We start from the raw sequence: 22,536 nt of genomic DNA, 5'->3' as shown, positions 1-22,536 counted from the left end.
CGCCGGTGGCGTCAGGGCGTCCGCCTCTGTGGGGAGGCAGCGAAAGCGACCGTACCCACGCACGTCGCCTTTTGCGACCCCCACCCCGGCATTCCCCCACTAAAACGGGTGTTGTAAGCCTTTCGAACGAGCTTCCCCGCCGCCGCGCATCAGTGGCAGTTAAATCTGTCTAGTATCTGATTGATAGGGCGAATGTTGTTGCCCGACAACGGTATTCGAGACAATCAACGAAAATGCGACACTGCATGACGTAGGTCACATCCGTGGTGCAGCTGTGACGGGTGTTCCGCACAGGGATTTTTCGAAGTTTTTTGTCGGTGCGCGCGTGTCGGAGGGCCGTGTGACCTGTGCGAATGCCCACCCGGCCGCATCGATGGCCTCGTGAACCGCGTTCAGCGCCTCGTGTTAGATGTGGATCGCACACACTGACAATTCTCAGCCGGGACGGGGTTTCATCATCGTGACCAACCAACAGACTCCGCGAGAGAGTCTGCTGCCCGATCGGCTCCGGAACCTCTACGCACTGACCCTCGGTGACGGCATCCGCGATGAGGTGTCGACCGAGAACGTCCTGCTGCACGACGAACCGCACCGTCGTCTGCGCCGGTTCGGGAACGCCGAGCAGCTCCGTGCCGCTCGCCGCGCCGGGCACCCGCCGGTGGTACTCGTTCCACCCATTGCCGCGCCCGCCAGCTGCTACGACCTCGACCCAGATCACTCGTTGGTCAAGCATCTGCTCCAGACCGGACGCATCCCGTACGTGCTCGACATCGGCGAGATCCGGAGAAGCGACCGGCACCTCGGTTTCGAGGACTTCTTCGACGACATCGTCCCGCAGGCGGTCACCCGCGCGCAGAGCGATTTCTACGCCGCGGATCAGGACGTCTCGAGCCGCACCGACGGCCCCGGTCTGGTGGACCTGGTCGCGTGGAGTCTCGGCGGAACGATCAGCCTGCTCACCGTTGCTGCCGATCCCGCCCTGCCCGTCCGATCGGTCACAGCCGTGGGCACTCCCCTGGACTACGCGCTGGTGCCCCCCTATCCCCTCGTACGGCAGTTGACCCGGCCGACCAAGGGTCTGGCGGTCACCGGCATCCTCCGGCTGCTCGGAGGCATACCCGCGCCTCTGGTGCAGATCGGCTACCGCGGCACGGCATGGCAACGCGAGCTGAAGAAGCCGGCCTTCATCCTGTCCAATCTCGGTAACACCGAGAAACTCGCACGGATGGAGATCGTCAATCGCTTCCAGCGCGAGTTCCCCGGCTACCCGGGCCGTCTGGCCGAACAGATGTGGGAGTGCTTCATCTATCGGGGTGAACTGGCGACGGGTGTGCTCGATCTCGGAGGGCGCCGCATCGATCTGACGAGCATCAAGATCCCGGTCCAGCTGTTCGGGAGCCACCGCGACGCCATCGTGCCGTGGGCAGCTGCCCGGCACGGTGTCGACCTGCTGGAGGAATCATCACAGGTGCACTTCGACACCGTCGAGACGAGTCATCTGGGACTGATCGCCGGACCCGAAGCAGTGTCCGGCACGTGGCCGCGCATCGACGACTTTCTGGAGTCGTTGTCGGTGGACTCTGCACCGGCCGACGACGCCAGGCCCCACCGCGACGACCAGGCCGAGGCGGTGGAGCAAGAGGTCTCGGGCTAAGCCTGGTCCCCGAACGCCGCCTCGATCTCGTCCCGGGTGCGGCGCGCGGCATCGCGCAGTGCGGTCACGTCGGGACCGTGGCGCAGCACCGATCGAGAGCTGGCCGGCAGCACCCACCGCTGATCGGCGTCGGCGAACACACCGGGTAGATCGCTCGCCGCAGCTCCTTGGGCACCAAGGCCCGGGGCCAGGATCGGCGCCCCGAGCTCCCCCAGCTGCAGGCCGTGGTGCCGGGTCGCACCGACCACCAGTCCGACGGTCGCGCGACCATCGGAGTTCTCTGCCGCAGCCGCATCGACGATGCTCTGGGCCACCGTCAGGCCACCGTCGCCCCGGGCCAGCTGGAGCGACTCCCCCTCAGGGTTGGAGGTGCGGGCCAGCGCGAACACGGCCCTTCCCTCCGAGCGCGCGAGTTCGATGGCGGGGCTCAGCGATCCGAAGCCGAGGTAAGGCGAGACGGTCAGGGCATCGGCGCACAGCGGTGATGCCGGCTCGAGCCAAGCCCGTGCGTACGCGGCCATCGTCGATCCGATGTCGCCGCGTTTCCCGTCGGCGATGACCAGCGCGCCACCGGCCTGACAACCGCTGATCACGGACTCCAGAGCCGCGAAACCTGCCGAACCGAACGTCTCGAAAAACGCCACCTGGGGCTTGATCACCGCGACGGACCCGGCAAAGGCCTCGACACAGATGTCACCGAACGCACGGACGCCCGCAGCGTCGACCGACAGGCCCCACGCCTCGAGCAGTTCCGGGTGGGGATCGATACCCGCGCACAACCGGCCGCGGTCGGTGACCGCCGCCCGGTAGCGGTCGGCAAACGATGTGTCGCCGACCGCACCCGATCTCGCGTCCACCTACGCGCCCAGCATCGTCCGGTGCCGCTTCTGCAGCGACTGCACACCCATGGCCCCGCCCAACGCGGCTTCGATGCCCTGGATCGCCGCGCTCGCGCCCTGCACCGTGGTGATACACGGGATGTTCACCGACACAGCGGCACTGCGGATCTCATAACCGTCGATACGCGGGCCGGAGTTGCCGTAGGGGGTGTTGATCACCATACCGATCTCCCCCGCCCGGATCCGCTCGACCACGCTGACCTCGCCCTCGGGCAGATCGCTGTCAGAGTGCTTGTACACCTGGGTGCACTTGATTCCGTTGCGCCGCAACACATGCGCGGTGCCCTCGGTGGCCAGGATGTCGAACCCCAGATCAGCGAGCCGCTTGACCGGGAACACCAGAGCGCGCTTGTCCTTGTTGGCGACGGACACGAACACCTTGCCTGACACGGGCAGTGAACCGTAGGCGGCCGTCTGCGATTTGGCGAAGGCACGGCCGAAGTCCGCGTCGATACCCATCACCTCACCGGTCGACTTCATCTCCGGGCTGAGCAGAGAGTCGACACCGGTGCCGTCGGCTCGGCGGAACCGGTTGAAGGGCAGAACGGCTTCCTTCACCGACACCGGCGAGGTGTCGGGCAGTTCGGAGCCGTCCCCTTCGGCAGGCAACATGCCGTTGGCACGGAGCTCGGCGATGGTGGCGCCCAGCATCACCCGCGCACAGGCCTTGGCCAACTGGACCGCGGTGGCCTTGGACACGAACGGGACCGTTCGGCTGGCCCGCGGATTGGCCTCGAGGACGTACAGGATGTCGTCCTTGAGCGCGTACTGGACGTTGAGCAGACCACGGACACCGATGCCCTTGGCCAGCGCCTCGGTGGACTTGCGGACGTTCTCCAGGTCCGAGCGGCCGAGTGTGATGGGCGGCAACGCACATGCGGAGTCACCCGAGTGGATGCCTGCCTCTTCGATGTGTTCCATGACCCCGCCGATGTAGCAGTCGGTGCCGTCGTAGAGCGCGTCGACGTCGATCTCGATCGCGTCCTCCAGGAACCGGTCGACGAGAACGGGGTGCTCGGGCGTGATCTCGGTGGCCCGGGAGATGTAACTGGCGAGGGAATCCTCGTCGTACACGATCTCCATACCCCGCCCGCCGAGCACATACGAGGGCCTCACCAGCACCGGGTACCCGATGTCACCGGCGATGGCCTTGGCCTGATCGAACGTGGTCGCCATGCCGTACTTCGCAGCGGGCAGACCCGCCTCGCTGAGCACGTTGCCGAACTCACCGCGATCCTCGGCGAGATCGATCGCCGCCGGGCTGGTGCCCACGATCGGAACACCCGCAGCTTCGAGCCGATGGGCCAGACCCAGCGGGGTCTGCCCGCCGAGCTGCACGATGACGCCCTTGACGGTGCCCGACTCCGACTCGGAGTGGAACACCTCCAGCACGTCTTCGAAGGTCAATGGCTCGAAGTACAACCGGTCGGCGGTGTCGTAGTCGGTGGACACGGTCTCTGGGTTGCAGTTGACCATGACCGTCTCGTAACCCGCCTCCGACAGCGTCATGGCGGCGTGCACACACGAGTAGTCGAACTCGATGCCTTGACCGATCCGGTTGGGGCCGGACCCGAGGATCAGCACCTTCGGCCGCTCGCGTTGTGGCGCGACTTCACTCTGTGCGGCGGGATCGAGCTCATAGGTCGAATAATGGTACGGCGTGACCGCCTCGAACTCGGCGGCACAGGTGTCGACCGTCTTGTAGACCGGACGCACGCCCAGCGAGTGCCGTAGGTCGCGGATCGCGGTCTCGTCGTCCACGTCGTCGCGCAGCGCGGCGATCTGCCGGTCGGACAGCCCGTTGCTCTTGGCCTCGCGGAGCAGGTTCTCGTCCAGGGTGTCCGCCTCGCGGACCCGTTGACCGAGTTGGTGGACGGCTTCGATCTCGGCGAGGAACCACGGATCGATGGCGGTCGACTCGAACAACTGCTCCACGGTCGCGCCCATGCCGAATGCCTGCATCAGGCCGTACAACCGACCGTCCTTGGGCGTGCGGAGCCGTTCGAGCAGTTCGGGGAGCAACGGAGCCGGTTCGTCGGTCTCGGGTTCGGTCCAGAACCCGGCGGCCTTGGTCTCCAGCGAACGCATCACCTTTCCGAGTGCCTCGGCGAACGATCGGCCCAGCGACATGGCCTCACCCACCGACTTCATCGTGGTGGTGAGGGTGTCGTCGGCGCCGGGGAACTTCTCGAACGCGAACCGCGGCGCCTTCACCACGACGTAGTCGAGGGTGGGTTCGAAGCACGCCGGGGTCTTCTTGGTGATGTCGTTGAGGATCTCGTCGAGGCTGTAGCCGACCGCGAGCTTGGCCGCGATCTTGGCGATCGGGAACCCGGTCGCCTTCGACGCGAGCGCCGACGACCGCGACACCCGGGGATTCATCTCGATGACCACCATCCGGCCGTCGGCGGGATCCATCGCGAACTGGATGTTGCAGCCGCCCGTGGCGACACCGACCTCACGGATGATCTCGATGGAGAGGTCGCGCATCTTCTGGTACTCACGGTCGGTCAACGTCATCGCCGGCGCCACCGTGACCGAGTCACCGGTGTGGACGCCGACGGGATCGACGTTCTCGATGGAGCAGACCACCACGACGTTGTCGCGGTTGTCACGCATCAGCTCGAGCTCGTATTCCTTCCAGCCCAAGATCGACTCCTCGATCAGGACGTTGGCGCTCGGCGACGCCGCCAGCCCACCCCCGGCGATCCGGTTGAGGTCGTCGGCGTCATAAGCCATCCCCGAACCGAGCCCACCCATGGTGAACGAGGGGCGAACCACCACCGGGTAACCGAGGTCGGCCACCGTATCGTGGACCTCTTCCATGGTGAAACACACTCGGGAACGGGCGCTTTCGCCGCCGACCTTGGCAACGATGTCCTTGAACTTCTGCCGGTCCTCGCCGCGCTGGATGGCCTCGAAGTCGGCGCCGATGAGCTCGATGTCGTACTTGGCGAGGATGCCCTGGTCATGCAGATCCACTGCGGTGTTGAGCGCGGTCTGCCCGCCCAGCGTCGCGAGCACGGCGTCGATGGGATATCCGGCGTCACGCTCGGCCTCGATCACCTTCTCCACGTAGGCGGCGGTGATGGGCTCGACGTAGGTCGCGTCGGCGAACTCCGGATCGGTCATGATCGTCGCGGGGTTGGAATTGACCAGGCTCACCCGCAGGCCTTCGGCCTTGAGGACCCGGCAGGCCTGTGTGCCCGAATAGTCGAACTCGGAGGCCTGACCGATGACGATCGGTCCGGATCCGATGACCAGGACGTGCTTGAGGTCGGTACGGCGGGGCATCAGGCACGCGCTCCTTGCAGCAGAGAGACGAACTTCTCGAAGAGGTACGCGGCGTCGTGGGGTCCTGCCGCGGCCTCGGGGTGATATTGGACGGAAAACGCTCGGCCGTCGATGAGTTCGATGCCTTCCACCGTGCCGTCGTTGGCGCAGGTGTGGCTGATCCGGGCGCGCCCGAAGTCGCTGTCGAACTCTTCGCCGGCCTCACCCTCCAGGGCGAACCCGTGATTCTGGGCGGTGATCGACACGGCTCCGGTCGTATGGTCGACCACCGGGATGTTGATTCCGCGGTGGCCGAACTTCATCTTGTAGGTGCCCCGGCCGAGTGCGCGGCCCAGGATCTGGTTCCCGAAGCAGATGCCGAACAGCGGGATCCCGTCACCGAGCACGCTGCGGGTGAAGTCCACCGGGTGGTCGGCGGTCGCGGGGTCCCCCGGTCCGTTGGACAGGAACACGCCGTCCGGTTTGATGTCGGCGATGGCGTCGTACGAGGTGCCCGCCGGCAGTACGTGCACCCGCACACCGTGCTGGGCGAACATGCGCGGGGTGTTGGTCTTGATCCCCAGGTCGAGCGCCGCCACCGTGAACCGGGTTTCGCCCTCGGGTTCGACGACGTACCCGTCGGTGGTCGACACCTCACCGGCCAGATCGGCACCGGACATCTCAGGCGCCTCGACCACCCGTCGGAGCAGTTCGTCGGACCCGGCGAGCGCATCGCCGGAGAAGATCCCGGCCCGCATCGACCCGTGGTCGCGCAGGGTGCGCACGACAGTACGGGTGTCGATGCCGGCGATGCCGACGATGCCCTGGTTGATCAACTCGTCTTCCAAGCTGCCCGTGGCGCGCCAACTCGACACTCGTCGGCTCGGGTTGCGCACGGCGTACCCACTCACCCAGATCTTGCCGGTATCGTCGTGGGTGGCACTGGGATCGTCCGCGCCGTAACGACTTTCGCCGTCCTCGGTGTTCCATCCGGTGTTGCCGATCTGCGGCGCGGTGGCCACCACGATCTGCCGGTGGTAGCTGGGGTCGGTGAGTGTCTCCTGATATCCGGTCATCGCCGTGCAGAAAACTGCTTCTCCGAGCGTCTGGCCGAGCGCTCCGAAGCTCGTCCCGACGTAACGTTCACCGTTCTCGAGTACCAGCACCGCGGTGGTGGCCGGTTGTTGCTGTGTCACTGCTTCTTCTTTCCGTCCTGCTCGAGAGGTTTGACCCATTCTGGGTAGATGGTCTTGTCGTCGGCGCGAATGCCCGAATCGATCTCGGTTCCCGACGGGAGGAGCCAGCGGATGACGAGGACGCCGTCCGCGGTCATCACCTTGCCTGCCAGGCCCCGTTCGGTGCGGATCGCGGTGATCTGGTCGTCCGGTATCCAGATCGGGTTGGCACCGGTGCGGTCGATGAGGATCCCGGTGTCGAAGCGGCTGATCTCCGCGACGGCACGGTCCCCGTAGTCACCGACGGCCACCCGGTCCTGCCAGCTGGGCGCGATGGTCGATCCGACATACAACCCGGTGTGCGGGCCCAGCCGGCGTGGTCCGAGAGTGGCTGGCACCTCGGGGAACGCACCGAGGAGCAACTCCTGTCGGCGGCCACGGCCTCGCCAGCCGAGCAGCATCAGGCCGACAATGCCGCCCCAGGCGAGAACGACGATCAGGATCACCACAACACCGGTCATCGGGGCGCCCGGACCTTGCCGCCGTGGTTGGTCACCTCACCGCGCAACACCGTCGCGACCACAACGCCGGGCAGGGTGAGACCGTCGAACGGCGAGTTCTCCGAGAGGCTGGCCAGCGCACCGGATTCCACTGTCCATTCCGTCTCCGGATCGACCAGGGCCAGGTTCGCCGGTTCGCCGACCGCGATCGGGCGGCCGTGGTCGGACAGCCCGGTGATCTCCGCGGGCCGTTCGCTCATCACCTTGGCGACCCCGCGCCAGTCGAGAAGACCGGGTTCGACCATCGTCTGCACGACAATCGAGAAGGCGGTCTGCAGTCCGAGCATGCCCGGCCTCGCGTTGGCGAACTCGCAGCACTTCTCCTGCGCGGCGTGGGGCGCGTGGTCCGTGGCCACACAGTCGATAATCCCGTCGGCGAGAGCCTGCCGCAGGGCCGCCTTGTCGCGACCCTCACGAAGGGGCGGATTGACCTTGTTGACGGGGTCGTAGGTCTCCAGGCGGCTGTCATCGAGGAGCAAATGATGGGGTGTGACCTCAGCGGTGATCGAAATGCCCTGTCCACGAGCCCATTTGAGCAGTTCAACCGTACCCTCGGTCGATGCGTGGCAGATGTGCACCCGTGCGCCTGCGTCGCGGGCGAGCAGCGCGTCGCGCGCGACGATCGACTCCTCGGCCGCCCGTGGCCAGCCGGTGAGCCCGAGCCTGGCCGCGACGGCACCTTCGTGCGCGATGGCCCCCTCGGTGAGCCGCGGTTCCTCGGCGTGCTGGGCGATGAGTACGCCGAGACCCTTCGCGTACTCGAGCGCACGGCGCATGATCAGTGGATCGAAGACACACTTGCCGTCGTCGCTGAACATCCGCACCCCGCCGACGCCGGCGGCCATCGCGCCCATCTCGGCGAGCTGGGTGCCCCCGAGCCCGACCGTGACGGCGCCCACCGGATGGACATCCACGAGGCCCACCTCCTGGCCGCGACGCCAGACGAAATCGGTGATGACGGCACTGTCGGCGACCGGGTCGGTGTTGGCCATAGCGAACACCGCGGTGTAGCCACCCAAAGCCGCAGCCGCCGAACCGGTCTCGATGGTCTCGGTGTCTTCCCGGCCGGGTTCACGAAGGTGGGTGTGCATGTCGACGAAACCGGGCAGCAGCACAGCACCCGCTCCGTCGAGCACATCGGCCGCCGCATCAGGGTCGATCGAGGCGCCGATCTCGACGATCTCGCCGCCGTCGATCAGAATGTCCACGGCGTCGTCGCCGTATGGCCGCACATTGCGGATCAGGAGCTGCGCACTCATGCCACGCCGTCGCTCTCGGTTCCGACCAGCAACGTGAACAGCACCGCCATCCGCATATGCACTCCGTTCGAGACCTGTTGCAGCACAGTTGCTTTGGGTGAATCCGCCACAGAGAACCCGATCTCCATGCCACGCAGCATCGGGCCCGGGTGCAGCACCACGGCGTGGTCGGCGAGCAACGCCGACCGACGGTCGCTGAGCCCGTATCGAATGGAGTACTCACGCGCAGACGGGAAGAAACCACCGTTCATCCGCTCGGCCTGAACGCGCAGCAGCATGACCGCGTCGACGGCGGCGAGTTCGGCATCGAGACTGTGTGACACCTCGACGGGCCACGCCTCGACACCCACGGGCAGCAGCGTGGGCGGAGCGACGAGAACCACCTGCGCCCCGAGCATGGCCAGGAGGTGCGCGTTGGACCGGGCCACCCGCGAGTGCAGCACGTCGCCGACGATCGCGATCCTGCGGCCCTCGAGCGAGCCGAGCCGCTGCCGCAGCGTCAACGCATCGAGCAATGCCTGGGTCGGGTGTTCGTGGGTTCCGTCACCGGCGTTGATCACCGATGGTCCGGTGCCCTCTTCCCAGGTCCACTGCGCGATCTGATGAGCTGCACCCGATGCGGGATGTCGGACGATCAACGCGTCCGCCCCGGCTGCGCGAAGGGTCTTGGCCGTGTCGCGCAACGACTCCCCCTTGTTCGCCGAGGAGCTCGAGGCGCTGACGTTGATCACGTCGGCGCTCATCCACTTGCCCGCAACCTCGAAGGACACGCGGGTGCGGGTGGAGTTCTCGTAGAACACGGTCATGATGGTCCGGCCGCGCAACGTCGGTAGCTTCTTGATCTCGCGGCCCACCAGGGCCTGCTCGAACCGTTCGGCCTCGTCGAGGAGTTCGGTGGCCGACTCGCGGGTCAGGTCGGACACCGACAGCAGATGCCGCATCAGATGTTCCCGGTTCGCAGGATCACGCGGTCCACACCGTCGTGTTCGCGTAGATGCACCTGCACGTCTTCGGTACGGGCGGTCGGGATGTTCTTGCCCACGTAGTCCGCGCGCAGGGGCAGCTCCCGATGCCCGCGGTCGACGAGCACGGCCAGTTGCACCGCGGCAGGTCGGCCCAGATCGCGCAGGGCATCGAGCGCGGCGCGCACCGTACGACCCGAGTAGAGGACGTCGTCCACGAGGACAACCAGTGCACCGTCGACGCCGCCGGCCGGAACCGCGGTCGGTTCCAGGGCACGGTGCGGTTTCGCACGCAGATCGTCGCGGTACAGCGTGATGTCGAGGTACCCGACCGGCACGTGGACGCCGGCGAACTCGGCGATGTTCTCAGCGAGCCGGCGGGCGAGAAAGATACCGCGGGTGGGAATTCCGATGATGACCACTCGAGGCGCATCGGCGTCGTCCAATGCGGTCTTCTCGATGATCTGATGCGCTATGCGCGCTATGGTCCGTCCGACATCGGCGTCGTCGAGTAGCTCGCGACCCGTGTCGGTACCGTCGCCCTCGGGAGTCGGCACAGTAATCGGGACCTCCTTCTCCGCCTCTCTGGACGGATCGTTAAAGGATGTCGGTCACTGCCGTGGACACCGACATCACAATGCCTTCGTCCGGAACAGTTCGTGCATCAGGTTATCAGGCCGGGACCGCCGCACCGCGACGGCACCGGCCGGGGTCTCACGCGTCCTCGGACGGTGACTGCTGCCCCAGCGACGCACGTACCTGCGGCGCGAGGAGCACGATGCGGCCGAGCACACCGTTGACGAATCCGGGGGAATCGTCGGTCGATAGTTCCTTGGCCAATTCGACGGCTTCGTCGACGACAACGGCGGTCGGGACGTCGGTGGTGTTGAACAACTCCCAGGTGGCGAGCCGCAGGATCGCGCGATCCACGGCGGGAAGCCTCGGAAGCGTCCACTCACGCAGATGCGACTCGATCACCGAGTCGATCTGGCGGGCATCACCCGCGACACCCTCGATGATCTGAGCGGTGTAGTCGTGGATCTTGCCCACACTGTCGTCGCCGAGCGCGATCTCACGCCGCTGAGCGATCAGCTCGATCGGGGACTCGTTCTTGACCTCGGCCTCGAAGAGCAGGTCGACCGCACGTTTGCGGGCCTTGTGGCGGGTGCCGGATTTCTTGACCAATGTCACGAGTTGACGCGGCCGAGGTAGCTGCCGTCGCGCGAATCGACCTTCAGCTTGTCGCCTGTGTTGATGAACAACGGCACCTGGATCTCGGCACCGGTCTCCAGGGTCGCGGGCTTGGTGCCACCGGTGGAACGGTCGCCCTGGACGCCGGGATCGGTCTGGGACACCAGGAGTTCGACGGTGACCGGGAGCTCGATGTACAGCGGCACGCCTTCGTGCGTGGCCACCTGCACGGTCATGTTCTCGAGCATGAACTTGGCTCCGTCGCCCACGGTCTCCGGGCTGACGTTCAGCTGCTCGAAGGTCTGCCCGTCCATGAACACGTAGTCGCTGCCGTCGTTGTACAGGTACGTCATGTCGCGGCGGTCGACCGTCGCCGTCTCCACCTTGACCCCGGCGTTGAACGTCTTGTCGACGGTCTTCCCCGAGAGCACGTTCTTGATCTTGGTCCGCACGAAGGCAGGGCCCTTACCGGGCTTGACATGCTGGAACTCGAGGATCTGCCAGAGCTGACCCTCCATGTTGAGCACCAAGCCGTTTTTGAAATCCGAAGTGTTGGCCACGTCTGTTCTTCCTCTCACCCGCCCCGGGCATCTTGTTGCGCGACGTCCTGCTCGCGCCGGGGCGCACGGTCAGATGACGGTGAATGTCTTGTCGGTGGTGGTGAGCAGATCGGGTTCGCCGTCGCGGATCACGAGGGTGTCCTCGATCCGAACGCCACCTCGGCCCGGCAGATAGACGCCGGGTTCTACGGTCACCGCTGCACCGCAAGGTAGTGTACCCGTGCTCAGCTTCCCGATGGACGGCGCTTCGTGTATCTGCAGACCGACGCCGTGTCCGAGACCGTGCACATACTGCTCACCGAACCCCGCCGCGTCGATGATCGATCGGGCTGCCGCATCCACCTCGCCGGCGTCGACGCCAGGTGCCAGCGCCTCCCGACCAGCCTGCTGTGCCTGGGCCACCAGGTCATAGATCTCCCGTTGCCAGGACTCGGCCTTCTCCAAGACGTACGTGCGGGTCATGTCGGAGTGGTAACCACCGACCACCGCACCGAAGTCGATCTTGAGCAGGTCGCCCGCGCCGAGCACGGCATCGGTCGGCCGGTGGTGAGGCACGGCGGAATTCGCCCCGGTCGCCACGATCGTCTCGAACGACACGGCCTCGGCACCGCGCTCGAACATCGCCCATTCGAGTGCCCTTGCGACCTGACGTTCGGTTTTGCCCGGAACCACGAGGCCGTCACCGAGGATGTCGGCGAGGGCCAGGTCGGCCGTCTGGCAGGCGGTCCGGATCTGTTCGATCTCGTCGTCGTCCTTGACCATCCTGAGGTCCTCGACCAGCGCCCCCACCGGCTTCAGTGTCTCGGCGCCGGTGAGGATCGGCAGCAGTCGCTGATGTGTTTCGACGGTCACCACGTGTTTCTCGAACCCGATCCGGGCGCCGGACCCCACCAGGTACTCGGTGAGCGCGGAAGGGCAATCGCGGGCGATGATCGCGGTGAGGTCCGGGGCCTGTTCGGCGACTTGGGTGAGATACCGCCCGTCGGTACTGATCCGGTCATCACCGGATGCAGTCACCACAAGAGCGGCATTGGACCCGGTGAATCCGGACAGATAACGAACATTTACCAGGTCCGTGACAAGAATCGCATCGACGCCGGCCGCACTGAGTCCCGCTCGAAGGCGGTCCCGCCGCCCTGCGTGGGCCGCGTTCGCGGGATCTGCGGCCACTCGACTGATGGGGGCGGCGGTCTGCGCCGAGGTGTCGGATGTAGCGCTCATGGCGTACAGGCTAGTGCGACTTCGCCCCCCGGGGATGGTCAATGCATCCCCGCGTCCGGCGACGCCGACATCCGAAAACGTCGGTTTTGTGGGCCCTGCCACAAAAAGACGTGGCGCATCGGTACGCTGCTCACATGATTGCGTGGTTGCTTCGTGGCTTGGTGATGTCGGCGGTGCACATCGGTGCCCGGGTTCTGCTTGCTTTGGCGATCGTGCAATGGCCACTGGAAGCCACCTATTGGAAGACCATCGCCATCGCGTCCGTGGTCCTCGTGGCACTCATCTGGGGCGGAATCGACGGCCTGATCGACGGCCGTGCGCACGCCGACCCTGACGACTACGACGACCTGACCATGCGCTGGCTCAAGGCCGGCCTGCTCGCGGGGCTGATTGCCGCGATCGTCGGCTGGGTTCTCGGCAACTGGGTGTTGGCCGGAATGGGCCAGAACTCGCTGGCAATCGAGATTTTCGCAGGCGGCGCGTTCACCACGCTTCTGATCTTCGTGCCCGCGCTTGTCGGCGCCGCGCTGGGTCGGTACCTCACGCGTCGTCAGCATCGCAAGAACGAGGCGAACCGCGAACGTCAGGACGATAACCGCCGCGACCAGCGATACGCGGATGACGACGATTCCGCATACCAGCGCACCCAGCCAGTCGGCCTGAACAAGTAACCGGTCCAGCGGGTACCCGGCGTGGCCGAGCGGCCCGCCGTCAGGGCCGGCCGGTCGATCGGTCGCCTAGATGAAGATCGCCCCGCCGGACGGTTCATCTTTGGCGACGGTCGAGTACGCGGCCGCGAGCAGTGCGGGGTCGGGCGCTTCCAGACGGCCCGGTTTCGCCAGACCGTCGAGCACCACGAAACGTAGCATTCCGGACCGGTTCTTCTTGTCCCCCGCCATGCCTTCGAGCAGATCGGGAAGCGCGTCCGGGTCGTAGGCGACCGGCAGTCCGACACTTTCCAGAACCGCCTTGTGCCGGTCTGCGGTCGCGTCGTCGAGCCGTCCGGCCAGTCGGCCGAGTTCCGCAGCGAAGACGAGTCCGACCGACACCGCGGCACCGTGGCGCCAGCGGTACCGCTCCCGGCGTTCGATGGCGTGTCCCAGCGTGTGACCGTAGTTGAGGATCTCCCGGAGCGCGGACTCTCGCAGATCGGCCGCGACGACCTCTGCCTTGACCCGCACCGATCGCTCGATCAGCTCGGTCAGGATCGGCCCCGCGGGGTCGAGCGCGGCCTGGGGATCTGCCTCGATCAGGTCGAGGATCACCGGGTCGGCGATGAACCCGGTTTTGATCACCTCTGCCATGCCGGCCACGATCTCGTTGTGCGGCACGGTTTCCAGGGTTGCCGTGTCGATCAGGACCGCCCGCGGTTCGTGGAAGGAGCCGACCAGGTTCTTGCCGGCGTCGGTGTTGATCCCGGTCTTGCCGCCGACCGCGGCGTCGACCATGGCCAGCAACGTGGTGGGCACATGAACGATCGGGATGCCCCGCATCCAGGTGGCGGCGACAAAGCCGGCGAGGTCGGTGGCCGCTCCACCGCCGAGGCTGACCACGACGTCGTTGCGTTTCATGCCGATCCGGCCGAACACTTCCCAGCAGAACGCGGCGACGGAAAGGTCCTTGCCGTCCTCTGCATCGGGAATCTCGACCCGGTGCGCGTCGAAGTCGTTTTCTGCCAACGTCTTTCGGATCACTTCAGCGGTCTCGGCGAGCGTCGGCTGGTACAGGATGGCCACCGAGTCGGCACCGGCGACCGACTCGACGAGTTCGCCGAGCAGGCCCTTTCCGATGATCACCTCGTAAGGGCTCTCGCTGTTCACCGGCACCCGGATCGGTGTGGAGTCCGCGGTCATTGTCTCGCTTCCTGCGTGGTGAGTTGACTGATGATCTCGTCGGCCACGAGCCGTTGATGGGGCTGTGCGTCCACGACGATCGTTGCGATGTCTCGATAGACGGGGTCTCGTTCGGCGAGCAGATCGGCATAGACCTGTGCCGGATCGGGAGCCTGTAGCAGTGGACGCTTGGATCCCGAGACACGGGCGAAGCCCTGCGCCGCCGTCACGTGAAGGTAGATGACGTTGTGACCGGCGAGCCGTCGCCGAGTCGATTCGGAGAGCACCGCGCCCCCGCCCAGCGACACGACGCCCCGCTCACCGGCGAGCAGGTCCGCCACCACATCTTCTTCCAGAGCCCGGAACGCGGGCTCGCCGTCTCCCGAAAAGATCTCGGGAATCGTTCTGCCACTTCGCCGTTCGATCTCGCCGTCACTGTCGATCCAGGCGACACCGAGCAAGCGGGCCAGCTGCTGACCGACCGTTGTCTTGCCGGATCCCATGAAGCCGATCAGCACGGCCCGTGGCCCGGAAGTCACGGCTGCGGTAGATGCGCGGCGACGCGTTTGAGGTAGCCCGCCAGGTTGTCAGCGGTCTCGTGAGCCGAGTCGCCACCGAACTTCTCCAGCGCCGCCTGAGCGAGGACCAGTGCGACCATCGACTCGGCAACCACTCCTGCTGCGGGAACCGCACACACATCCGACCGCTGGTGGATCGCGGTGGCCTGCTCGCCGGTGGTCATGTCCATGGTGGACAGCGCCCGAGGCACCGTCGAGATCGGCTTCATCGCCGCCCGTACCCGGATGAACTCGCCGTTGCTCATGCCGCCCTCGAGGCCGCCGGCCCGGTTGGTCGACCGGACGGCACCATGGGGTCCGGGCACCATCTCGTCGTGAGCCGCGCTCCCCCGGCGACGGGCGGTTTCGAACCCGTCGCCCACCTCGACACCCTTGATGGCCTGGATGCCCATGAGTGCGCCGGCCAGACGGGAATCGAGTCTGCGGTCTCCGCTGACGTGTGAGCCAAGGCCGATCGGGACTCCGGTGGCGACCACCTCGACGACGCCGCCCAGGGTGTCGCCGTCTCGCTTGGCTGCCTCGATCTCTGCGATCATCGCGGCCTCGGCAGCGGTGGAGTACGCCCGCACGGGGCTGGCGTCGATCTGCGCGAGATCGGCGTGGGTGGGGGCTGCCCCGATGTACGGATCGGAGGCGCCGATGGAGATGACATGCGAGAGCACCTCGATGCCGAGCACCTGACGCAGGAAGTTGCGGGCAACCGTGCCGATCGCGACCCGGGCCGCTGTCTCACGTGCACTGGCCCGTTCCAGCACCGGCCGCGCGTCGGTGAATCCGTACTTGAGCATGCCCGCGTAGTCGGCATGGCCCGGACGTGGGCGGGTGAGCGGCTCGTTGCGGGCGATCCCCTCGAGTTCTTCGGCGGGCACCGGGTCGGCAGACATGACCGACTCCCACTTGGGCCACTCGGAGTTGGCGACCTCGATGGCGACGGGTCCACCCATGGTCACGCCGTGGCGCACACCGCCGATCATGGTGACCTTGTCGGCCTCGAACTTCATCCGCGCACCACGTCCGTAACCGAGACGGCGACGAGCCAGTTGGTCGGCGATCTCGGACGACGTCACCTCGACACCGGCAACCATTCCTTCCAGAACGGCAACCAATGCGGGCCCGTGGGATTCTCCGGCAGTACTCCAGCGCAACACAGTGGTCAATTGTTCCACGCGTCGCCCGCCAGGCCCTCACCAGATCCCACAGACGAGTGCCGTGGCCGCGCACAGCGCCGGGCCATGGGGCTGTGGCCGTCGATCTCCGGCGACCACCGCGGGCACCACGGTGAAGATGTGGGCCAGGACGATCACGGCCAGTACGGCTGCGACGGAGCCGGCCAGTGCGCCCACGGTGATGGCGAGCTTCACGTCCCCGCCCCCGCAGGCATGCAGCGAGAAGGCCACGAGGTAGATGCCGACGGCGACGACCAGACCCGGTGTGGCGGCGGGGTGAATCGCGACCGCCACGAAGGAGCCAACTGCAGCGGGCACGGTCAGTGCGTTCGGCAGCCGGCGCGTTCGGACATCGGACACGGACAAGGCCACGAACCAGATCGCGAGCACGGGCATCAGCATCTGCACAACGCCAACAATGGACGGTGTCACCGGCCGCGAGAGCTCCGATGAGCGCGGCCTGTGGACGGCTGCGCATCTGTGGACAGATCAGGCCAGTACCGCGGCCATCGCCTCTCGGGGTGCCGGTCGGCCCGTAAATTGTTCGACTTGGCCGTACGCCTGGTTCAGCAGCATCACCAGGCCACCGACAACTGCGCCACCCCGTTCGGCGACCGCGATTGCCAGTGGGGTGGGCCACGGACTGTAGATCACGTCGAAAAGGCGGGGCGCGGCGGCAGCGACATCGACGAGGGGTTCGGCGGCTGCCGCAGGGACGGTGTTGACCAGCACCGCGCACTCGCGCGAACGCCTTGCCAGTTCCGGCCCGGGTTCAAAAGCGATCACCTCGGTCCGCAGGCCGAACGCATCCGCGACGGCAATGGCTTCCTCGGCCCGCGCGGCGCTGCGTGCAACCACCGTCACGTGTCCCACGTGGACTCCCGCTAGTGCTGCGAGAACGGGCGCAGCGGTGCCACCGGCGCCGAGGACCACGGCAGACGCACCGCCGAGGTCGCCGACACCGAGTTCGGTCAACGCTGCCGCCGCCCCGTCGATGTCGGTGCAATCGGCCCGCCAGCCACCATCGGTCCTGACCAGGGTGTTGGCCGAACCGACCTTTGCTGCCCGCTCGGTCCGGGTCTGCGCCACGTCCAGGGCGGCCCGTTTGCCGGGCATGGTCACCGACAGACCGATGTACCGATCGTCGAGCCCGCTCACCAGAGCGGGTAGCTGTTCGGCCGTGCACTCGATACGTTCGTACGTCCAGTCGCTGAGGCCCAGGGCCCGGTACGCCGCCAGATGGAGGTCGGGCGAACGTGAATGGCTCACCGGCGACCCGAGGATCGCGGCGGCCCGACTAACCACAGTTCGTCTGCAGCACGCCGTTGTCGCAGGCCTGCTGCCGATTGCGCTTGTGCTGCTCGAAATCGTCGGTGAACAGGGTTGTGCCCTGCTGATCGATGGACACGAAATAGAGCCAATCGCCCACCGGCGGGTTCAGCGACGCCTCGAGTGCCGGCTGACCGACCGCACCGATCGGTGTGGGCGGCAGCCCCTTCTGCTGGTAGGTGTTCCACTTGGTGTCCGGGGTGAAGTCGTCGCCGGCGACGTCGATGTTCTGGATCGCCGAGGTGTAGTTCACCGTGGAGTCCATCTGCAGTGCCTGATTGTCGTCGAGCCGATTCACCACGACCCGGGCGACCTTGGGGTAGTCGTCGGCCCGGTTGACCTCGCGTTCGACGATCGAGGCGGTGACCAGCGTCTGATAGGGGGTCATGTTGCTCGACGTGGTGCCCGATTCCGGCAGGCCCCACTGCGCGAAAAGGGAGGCGCTGCGCGAGATCAGGTAGTTCAGCATCTGCACCGGGCTCAGATTCGGGTCGATCGCTTCCCACAGTGTCGGCGCGATGAGCCCCTCGATCCTGCGGTGGTCGCCGGCCAGCGCGGTGACCGCGTCGGTCGCCCATGCCGGGACACCCAGTTCCTGAGGTGTCGCGGTGGCTGCCGCCTGGGCCAATTCCTCGACGGTCAACCCTCTCTCCTGTCCATTCAGGGTGACCGAGGTGGCTTCGGCGACGCGAGCGAAAACCCCCGGCGTCGTCTTGCCGTCGATGCCTTCTTTGGTGTCGAGCTGCAGGCCCTCGGGAATGACCACCCGGCCCACCCGGTTGTCGTCGGTGAGCATGGAAACCGCTGTGCTGGCGGGGATCTCGGTGCGCAGCTTGTAAAAACCCGCCGAGATCGGCTTCCCGTCGGCAGCGGTGGTGAAGGCGCCCACACTGGCCACCACCTTGTTCTCCTTCAAGATCTCGCCGAACGCGGTGAGCGATGAGTCCGGCGGGATCTGCACCACCACATCCGACGTGCCCGCGGTGTTCGAGAAGTCCGAGTTGTCGGGTCCGCCGAACTGTCCGGCCAGCCGGAGTCCGGCATAGCCGATCCCGCCGACGAGAAGCACCATGAACGCCACCGCAGCAGCGATGACAACCCTTTTGCGTTTGCGGCGCCGTTCGGCTGCGGCACTGCGTTTGGGCGAGCGGTCCCGCGTGGGCAGTGCGGATCTGGGATCCGGGCGTCGTCGCGACGGGGCGGATGCCGGATCCACACCCGCAGCGGCCACGCGGTCGCGATCGGCGCGTTGACGCCTGTCGTAATCTTCACGACCGGGGTCCACATACGGACCGGTCGCATCGTGTGTTGCCAGGGGATCGTATGCACGGGGGTGGCGAGAGCCATGTGGATCGGGCGGAACCGGGTTCGGTGGCGGCGCGTCGAATGGCGCGTCCATCCGCGGGCCACTGCCCGGCGCGGATCCGGCGGGCGGCGGCGGGACCGGTGGACGGGTCGACCCGGGTGGAGCCCACGACGGATCGGGCGAAGGTCCGCGGCTGGGCCGCTGTTGACCGGTCGGCGGAGCGTCGGCTTCCCCTGGACGGATGGCGCGCGGCCCGTGACGCCCAGAACGATTGCCGCCACCGTCTCCGCCGCGGGTGAAGTACTTCAGCCGTTCCGGGTCGTAGTCCTGTGCCGAACGGCTGCGACGGTGACCGGGCGGTTGCTGCTGTTCCCGGCGGTCGCCGTGACCGCGGCCGGTGGCCCGTTCATCGGATCGATCGTCGCTCACCCGCGTCCTTCCTGACGGCCCGCCTGCATGTCTTGACGGTTTGCCTGTAAATCCAACCATCCCTGCAAGATCGCTGTGGCGGCCGCCTGGTCGACAACCGATTTCTGCGCCTTTGCCCGCACACCGGACGTGCGAAGGGCCTGCTGTGCGGTAACCGTCGAGAGGCGTTCGTCGCTGTAGAGCACAGGGATGGGTGAGATTCGGTCTGCCAGCGTGTTTCCGAACTCGGTCGCCAGTTTCGCAGCGTGGCCGTGCTCGTCACGCAGGGTTTTCGGTAGCCCGACGATGACCGCAACCGCCTCGTACTCCGCGATGATCTCTTCCAGCCGACGAAGGTCCCCGTCGCCGCCGGCAGTTCGCGCCACGGTCTCCACCGGAGTCGCGAGGATGCCATCGGGATCGCAGGACGCGACCCCGATCCGGACGCTCCCGACGTCGATGGCCACGCGCCGCCCCCGCGGCGTGAGCGTCATCGATTCGCGCCGACCAGGTCGCGCAGCCGAGACAACGCGGCATCGATGCCGGCGGCGTCGGTACCCGACCCCTGGGCGAGATCCGGCTTTCCGCCGCCGCGACCTGAGACCAAAGGCGCCAGATCCTTCACCAGGTCGCCGGCCTTGATACCCGCGTCACGGGCTGCAGCGGTGGTGGCGATCGCGAAGGGGACCTTGTCATCCGACGCCGAGAAGAGGGCGACGACCGCAGTGTCCGAGCCGACACGGCCACGCAGGTCGCCGGCGAGAGTCCGCAGGTCACCGGCGTTCATCCCGTCGAGTTTGCCGGAGACCACCAGCACGTCACCGACCCGGACCGCGTCGTCGATGAGTGATCCCACCGAGGCCTTCGCGGCGTCGGCGCGCATCTTCTCGATCTGCTTCTCCGCGTCGCGCAGTTTGCCGACCAAGGTCTCGACCCTGGCTGGGACCTGATCCGACGGCACCTTGAGGCTCGAGGCCAGACCGGCCAGCAACGCCCGCTCCTTGGCGAGGTAGCGGTAGGAATCAAGACCGACGTAGGCCTCGATCCGCCGCACACCCGACCCCACCGAGGACTCCCCCAGCAACGTGACCGGACCGACCTGAGCTGACGCACCGACGTGGGTGCCGCCGCACAGTTCCATCGAGAACGGCCCGCCGATCTCCACCACTCGCACCACGTCGCCGTAGTTCTCGCCGAAGAGTGCCATGGCACCCATCGCCTTGGCCTCGGGCAGGTTGGTCTCGAAGGTGTTCACCGGGTAATTGGCCTCGACCGCAGCGTTGGTGATCTCCTCGATCTCGCCGCGCTGGGCCTCGGTGACCGGGCCCTGCGCACTGAAGTCGAAACGGAGATAACCCGGTCGGTTCAGGGAACCGGCCTGGGTCGCCGTGGGCCCCAGGACCTGCCGGAGCGCTGCGTGCACGAGGTGGGTTCCGGAATGTCCCTGGGTGGCGCCGTGACGCCAGGCGGTATCCACCTGGGCGAGCACCACATCGCCTTCCGCGACCTCACCTTCCTCGACCACCGCCCGGTGCAGCCACACCGTCTTCCCGAGTTTTTGGACGTCCTTGACCTTGATCCGGAGTCCTGATGACGTCGTGATGCTACCGATGTCGGCGATCTGGCCACCGGATTCGGCATAGAGGGGGCTGCGGTCGAGAATGACCTCGACCGCTTGGCCCGCCGAAGCACTGCGAACCTTGCCTCCGTCGGCCACGAGTCCCAATACCGTTGCCTCAGAGACCAATTCATCGAAACCGGTGAAGACGGTGGGTCCGCGGTCGAGGAACTCCCGATAGACGCTGAGGTCGGCGTGGCCGGACTTACGTGCGGTGGCATCGGCTTTGGCGCGCTGACGCTGTTCCGCCATCAGTTCGGTGAAGCCCTGTTCGTCCACCGACAGTCCGGCCTCGGCGGCCATCTCCAAGGTGAGGTCGATCGGGAAGCCGTAGGTGTCGTGCAGCGCGAATGCATCTCGTCCACTGATCCGGGTGGCACCCGACGCCTTTGTCGTCGCCGCGGCGTCGTCGAACAACTTCGAGCCGGCGGTCAGGGTCTTGAGGAACGCGTCCTCTTCCCCGACGGCCAGGGACACGATGCGCGAACGCTGTTCGGCCAGTTCGGGATACGACGTCGACATCGTGTCGATGACTGCCTCGGTGAACTTTCCGACCGTGGCGCCGCCGGCACCCAGGAGACGGGCCGATCGCACGATGCGACGGAGGAGGCGGCGCAGGACGTACCCGCGGCCGTCGTTACCGGGTGTGATGCCGTCGGCGATGAGCATCACCGCGGTGCGCGCGTGGTCGGCGATCACCCGGAATCTGACATCGTCCTCGTGGTTGCCTGCGCCGTAGGTGCGGCCGGTCAACTGCTGTGCGATCCCGATGACGGGGGCGAGCAGGTCGGTCTCGTAGACGTTCTCCACCCCTTGCAGCAGGCACGCGACACGCTCGATGCCCATGCCGGTGTCGATGTTCTGCTTCGGCAGTGGCCCGAGGATCTCGTAGCCGTCCTTGCCCCCACCAGGTCCACGCTGGTTCTGCATGAACACCAGGTTCCAGATCTCGATGTAGCGGTCCTCGTCGGCTTCGGGTCCACCTTCGACTCCGTAGGCGGGCCCGCGGTCGTAGAAGATCTCCGAACAGGGTCCGCAGGGCCCCGGGACACCCATCGACCAGTAGTTGTCTTTCATCCCGCGGCGCTGGATGCGTTCGGCGGGTACGCCGATCTCGTCGCGCCAGATGGCCTCGGCCTCGTCGTCGTCGAGGTACACCGTCGGCCACAGCCGGACCGGGTCGATCCCGAATCCACCGTCGGCCACCGGGTTGGTGAGCAACGTCCACGCGAATGTGATGGCCTCGCGCTTGAAGTAGTCGCCGAACGAGAAGTTGCCCGCCATCTGGAAGAAGGTGTTGTGGCGGGTGGTGATGCCCACCTCTTCGATGTCGAGTGTCCGGACGCACTTCTGAATGCTGGTGGCCCGGGTGTACGGCGGGTTCTGCTCGCCGAGGAAGTAAGGCTTGAACGGCACCATGCCGGCGTTGACGAAGAGCAGGTTGGGGTCGTCGAGGATCAGTGACGCACTGGGTACCTCGGTGTGCCCGGCCTTGATGAAGTGATCCAGGAAGCGCTTCCTGATCTCATGCGTCTGCACTGGTTC

Annotated in this window: 20 protein-coding genes; 2 read left to right on the top strand and 18 right to left on the bottom strand. The window is 66.5% G+C overall.

Translation table 11 applies throughout. From position 1 onward, the window contains the following. The first annotated feature begins 460 nt into the window (after positions 1 to 460). Entirely contained in the window at positions 461 to 1,654 is a 1,194-nt protein-coding gene (locus MVA47_RS16215) for an alpha/beta hydrolase (RefSeq protein WP_374474221.1), read from the top strand. Here MVA47_RS16215 and pyrF read toward each other — a convergent pair. The 10 genes from pyrF to MVA47_RS16165 form a co-directional block, all read right to left on the bottom strand. After that, complete coding sequence (gene pyrF / locus MVA47_RS16210) at positions 1,651 to 2,511, bottom strand: orotidine-5'-phosphate decarboxylase (RefSeq protein WP_247208670.1); 861 nt, start codon at positions 2,509 to 2,511, stop codon at positions 1,651 to 1,653. The genes MVA47_RS16215 and pyrF overlap by 4 nt on opposite strands. Further along, on the bottom strand, positions 2,512 to 5,847 hold the full coding sequence (gene carB, locus MVA47_RS16205) for a carbamoyl-phosphate synthase large subunit (RefSeq protein WP_247208669.1): 3,336 nt from the start codon (positions 5,845 to 5,847) through the stop codon (positions 2,512 to 2,514). Continuing rightward, positions 5,847 to 7,022, bottom strand: coding sequence for a glutamine-hydrolyzing carbamoyl-phosphate synthase small subunit (gene carA, locus MVA47_RS16200; protein ID WP_247208668.1), 1,176 nt, complete (start codon positions 7,020 to 7,022; stop codon positions 5,847 to 5,849). Before carA ends, carB begins: the two co-directional genes overlap by 1 nt. Next, the gene (locus MVA47_RS16195) at positions 7,019 to 7,522 is read right to left on the bottom strand and encodes a transporter (RefSeq protein WP_247208667.1); all 504 of its coding nucleotides are present in this window, start codon (positions 7,520 to 7,522) and stop codon (positions 7,019 to 7,021) included. The genes carA and MVA47_RS16195 overlap by 4 nt, the downstream gene beginning before the upstream one ends. After that, entirely contained in the window at positions 7,519 to 8,820 is a 1,302-nt protein-coding gene (locus tag MVA47_RS16190; protein ID WP_247208666.1) for a dihydroorotase, read from the bottom strand. Before MVA47_RS16190 ends, MVA47_RS16195 begins: the two co-directional genes overlap by 4 nt. Then, the gene (locus MVA47_RS16185) at positions 8,817 to 9,761 is read right to left on the bottom strand and encodes an aspartate carbamoyltransferase catalytic subunit (RefSeq protein WP_247208665.1); all 945 of its coding nucleotides are present in this window, start codon (positions 9,759 to 9,761) and stop codon (positions 8,817 to 8,819) included. The genes MVA47_RS16190 and MVA47_RS16185 overlap by 4 nt, the downstream gene beginning before the upstream one ends. Beyond that, the gene (gene pyrR, locus MVA47_RS16180; RefSeq protein WP_062798000.1) at positions 9,761 to 10,339 is read right to left on the bottom strand and encodes a bifunctional pyr operon transcriptional regulator/uracil phosphoribosyltransferase PyrR; all 579 of its coding nucleotides are present in this window, start codon (positions 10,337 to 10,339) and stop codon (positions 9,761 to 9,763) included. The genes MVA47_RS16185 and pyrR overlap by 1 nt, the downstream gene beginning before the upstream one ends. A gap of 157 nt (positions 10,340 to 10,496) precedes the next feature. Then, positions 10,497 to 10,973: a transcription antitermination factor NusB gene (gene nusB / locus MVA47_RS16175; RefSeq protein ID WP_197037543.1), complete on the bottom strand. Its 477-nt coding sequence runs from the start codon at positions 10,971 to 10,973 to the stop codon at positions 10,497 to 10,499. Beyond that, positions 10,970 to 11,533, bottom strand: coding sequence for an elongation factor P (gene efp / locus MVA47_RS16170; RefSeq protein WP_030163170.1), 564 nt, complete (start codon positions 11,531 to 11,533; stop codon positions 10,970 to 10,972). Before efp ends, nusB begins: the two co-directional genes overlap by 4 nt. Before the next feature lie 69 nt (positions 11,534 to 11,602). Continuing rightward, a complete protein-coding gene (locus tag MVA47_RS16165; protein ID WP_247208664.1) occupies positions 11,603 to 12,754 on the bottom strand; it encodes a Xaa-Pro peptidase family protein in 1,152 nt (383 codons plus the stop codon). A 134-nt stretch (positions 12,755 to 12,888) separates the two neighbouring features. Between MVA47_RS16165 and MVA47_RS16160 the strand changes: the two genes are divergently transcribed. Next, positions 12,889 to 13,425, top strand: a complete 537-nt coding sequence (locus MVA47_RS16160; protein WP_247208663.1) for a B-4DMT family transporter — start codon at positions 12,889 to 12,891, stop codon at positions 13,423 to 13,425. A gap of 66 nt (positions 13,426 to 13,491) precedes the next feature. On the opposite strand, the gene aroB is transcribed toward MVA47_RS16160, so the two are convergent. From aroB to alaS, 8 genes are read right to left on the bottom strand one after another with little or no spacing between them, the layout of a single operon-like run. Further along, positions 13,492 to 14,607 (bottom strand): 3-dehydroquinate synthase, encoded by a 1,116-nt coding sequence (gene aroB / locus MVA47_RS16155; protein ID WP_247208662.1) that lies wholly within the window; start codon positions 14,605 to 14,607, stop codon positions 13,492 to 13,494. Next, complete coding sequence (locus tag MVA47_RS16150; RefSeq protein ID WP_247210842.1) at positions 14,604 to 15,089, bottom strand: shikimate kinase; 486 nt, start codon at positions 15,087 to 15,089, stop codon at positions 14,604 to 14,606. Before MVA47_RS16150 ends, aroB begins: the two co-directional genes overlap by 4 nt. Positions 15,090 to 15,121: 32 nt before the next feature. Next, positions 15,122 to 16,330, bottom strand: a complete 1,209-nt coding sequence (gene aroC / locus MVA47_RS16145) for a chorismate synthase (RefSeq protein WP_308280558.1) — start codon at positions 16,328 to 16,330, stop codon at positions 15,122 to 15,124. Positions 16,331 to 16,348: 18 nt separating this feature from the next. After that, a complete protein-coding gene (locus MVA47_RS16140) occupies positions 16,349 to 16,762 on the bottom strand; it encodes an A24 family peptidase (RefSeq protein ID WP_247208661.1) in 414 nt (137 codons plus the stop codon). Between the two features lie 57 nt (positions 16,763 to 16,819). Beyond that, positions 16,820 to 17,599 (bottom strand): shikimate dehydrogenase, encoded by a 780-nt coding sequence (locus MVA47_RS16135; RefSeq protein ID WP_247208660.1) that lies wholly within the window; start codon positions 17,597 to 17,599, stop codon positions 16,820 to 16,822. A gap of 28 nt (positions 17,600 to 17,627) precedes the next feature. Further along, positions 17,628 to 19,394 carry an endolytic transglycosylase MltG gene (gene mltG, locus MVA47_RS16130; RefSeq protein WP_247208659.1) on the bottom strand — a complete coding sequence of 589 codons (1,767 nt, stop codon included), beginning with the start codon at positions 19,392 to 19,394 and terminating at the stop codon, positions 17,628 to 17,630. Then, positions 19,391 to 19,867: a Holliday junction resolvase RuvX gene (ruvX, locus tag MVA47_RS16125; RefSeq protein ID WP_247208658.1), complete on the bottom strand. Its 477-nt coding sequence runs from the start codon at positions 19,865 to 19,867 to the stop codon at positions 19,391 to 19,393. The genes mltG and ruvX overlap by 4 nt, the downstream gene beginning before the upstream one ends. After that, positions 19,864 to 22,530, bottom strand: a complete 2,667-nt coding sequence (gene alaS, locus MVA47_RS16120) for an alanine--tRNA ligase (protein WP_247208657.1) — start codon at positions 22,528 to 22,530, stop codon at positions 19,864 to 19,866. Before alaS ends, ruvX begins: the two co-directional genes overlap by 4 nt. Positions 22,531 to 22,536 lie beyond the last annotated feature (6 nt).

It is taken from the genome of Williamsia sp. DF01-3, assembly GCF_023051145.1.
Taxonomy (GTDB): Bacteria; Actinomycetota; Actinomycetes; order Mycobacteriales; family Mycobacteriaceae; genus Williamsia.
The sequence above is the reverse complement of the archived record's forward strand: the minus strand, read 5'-3'. Positions and strand labels throughout refer to the sequence as shown.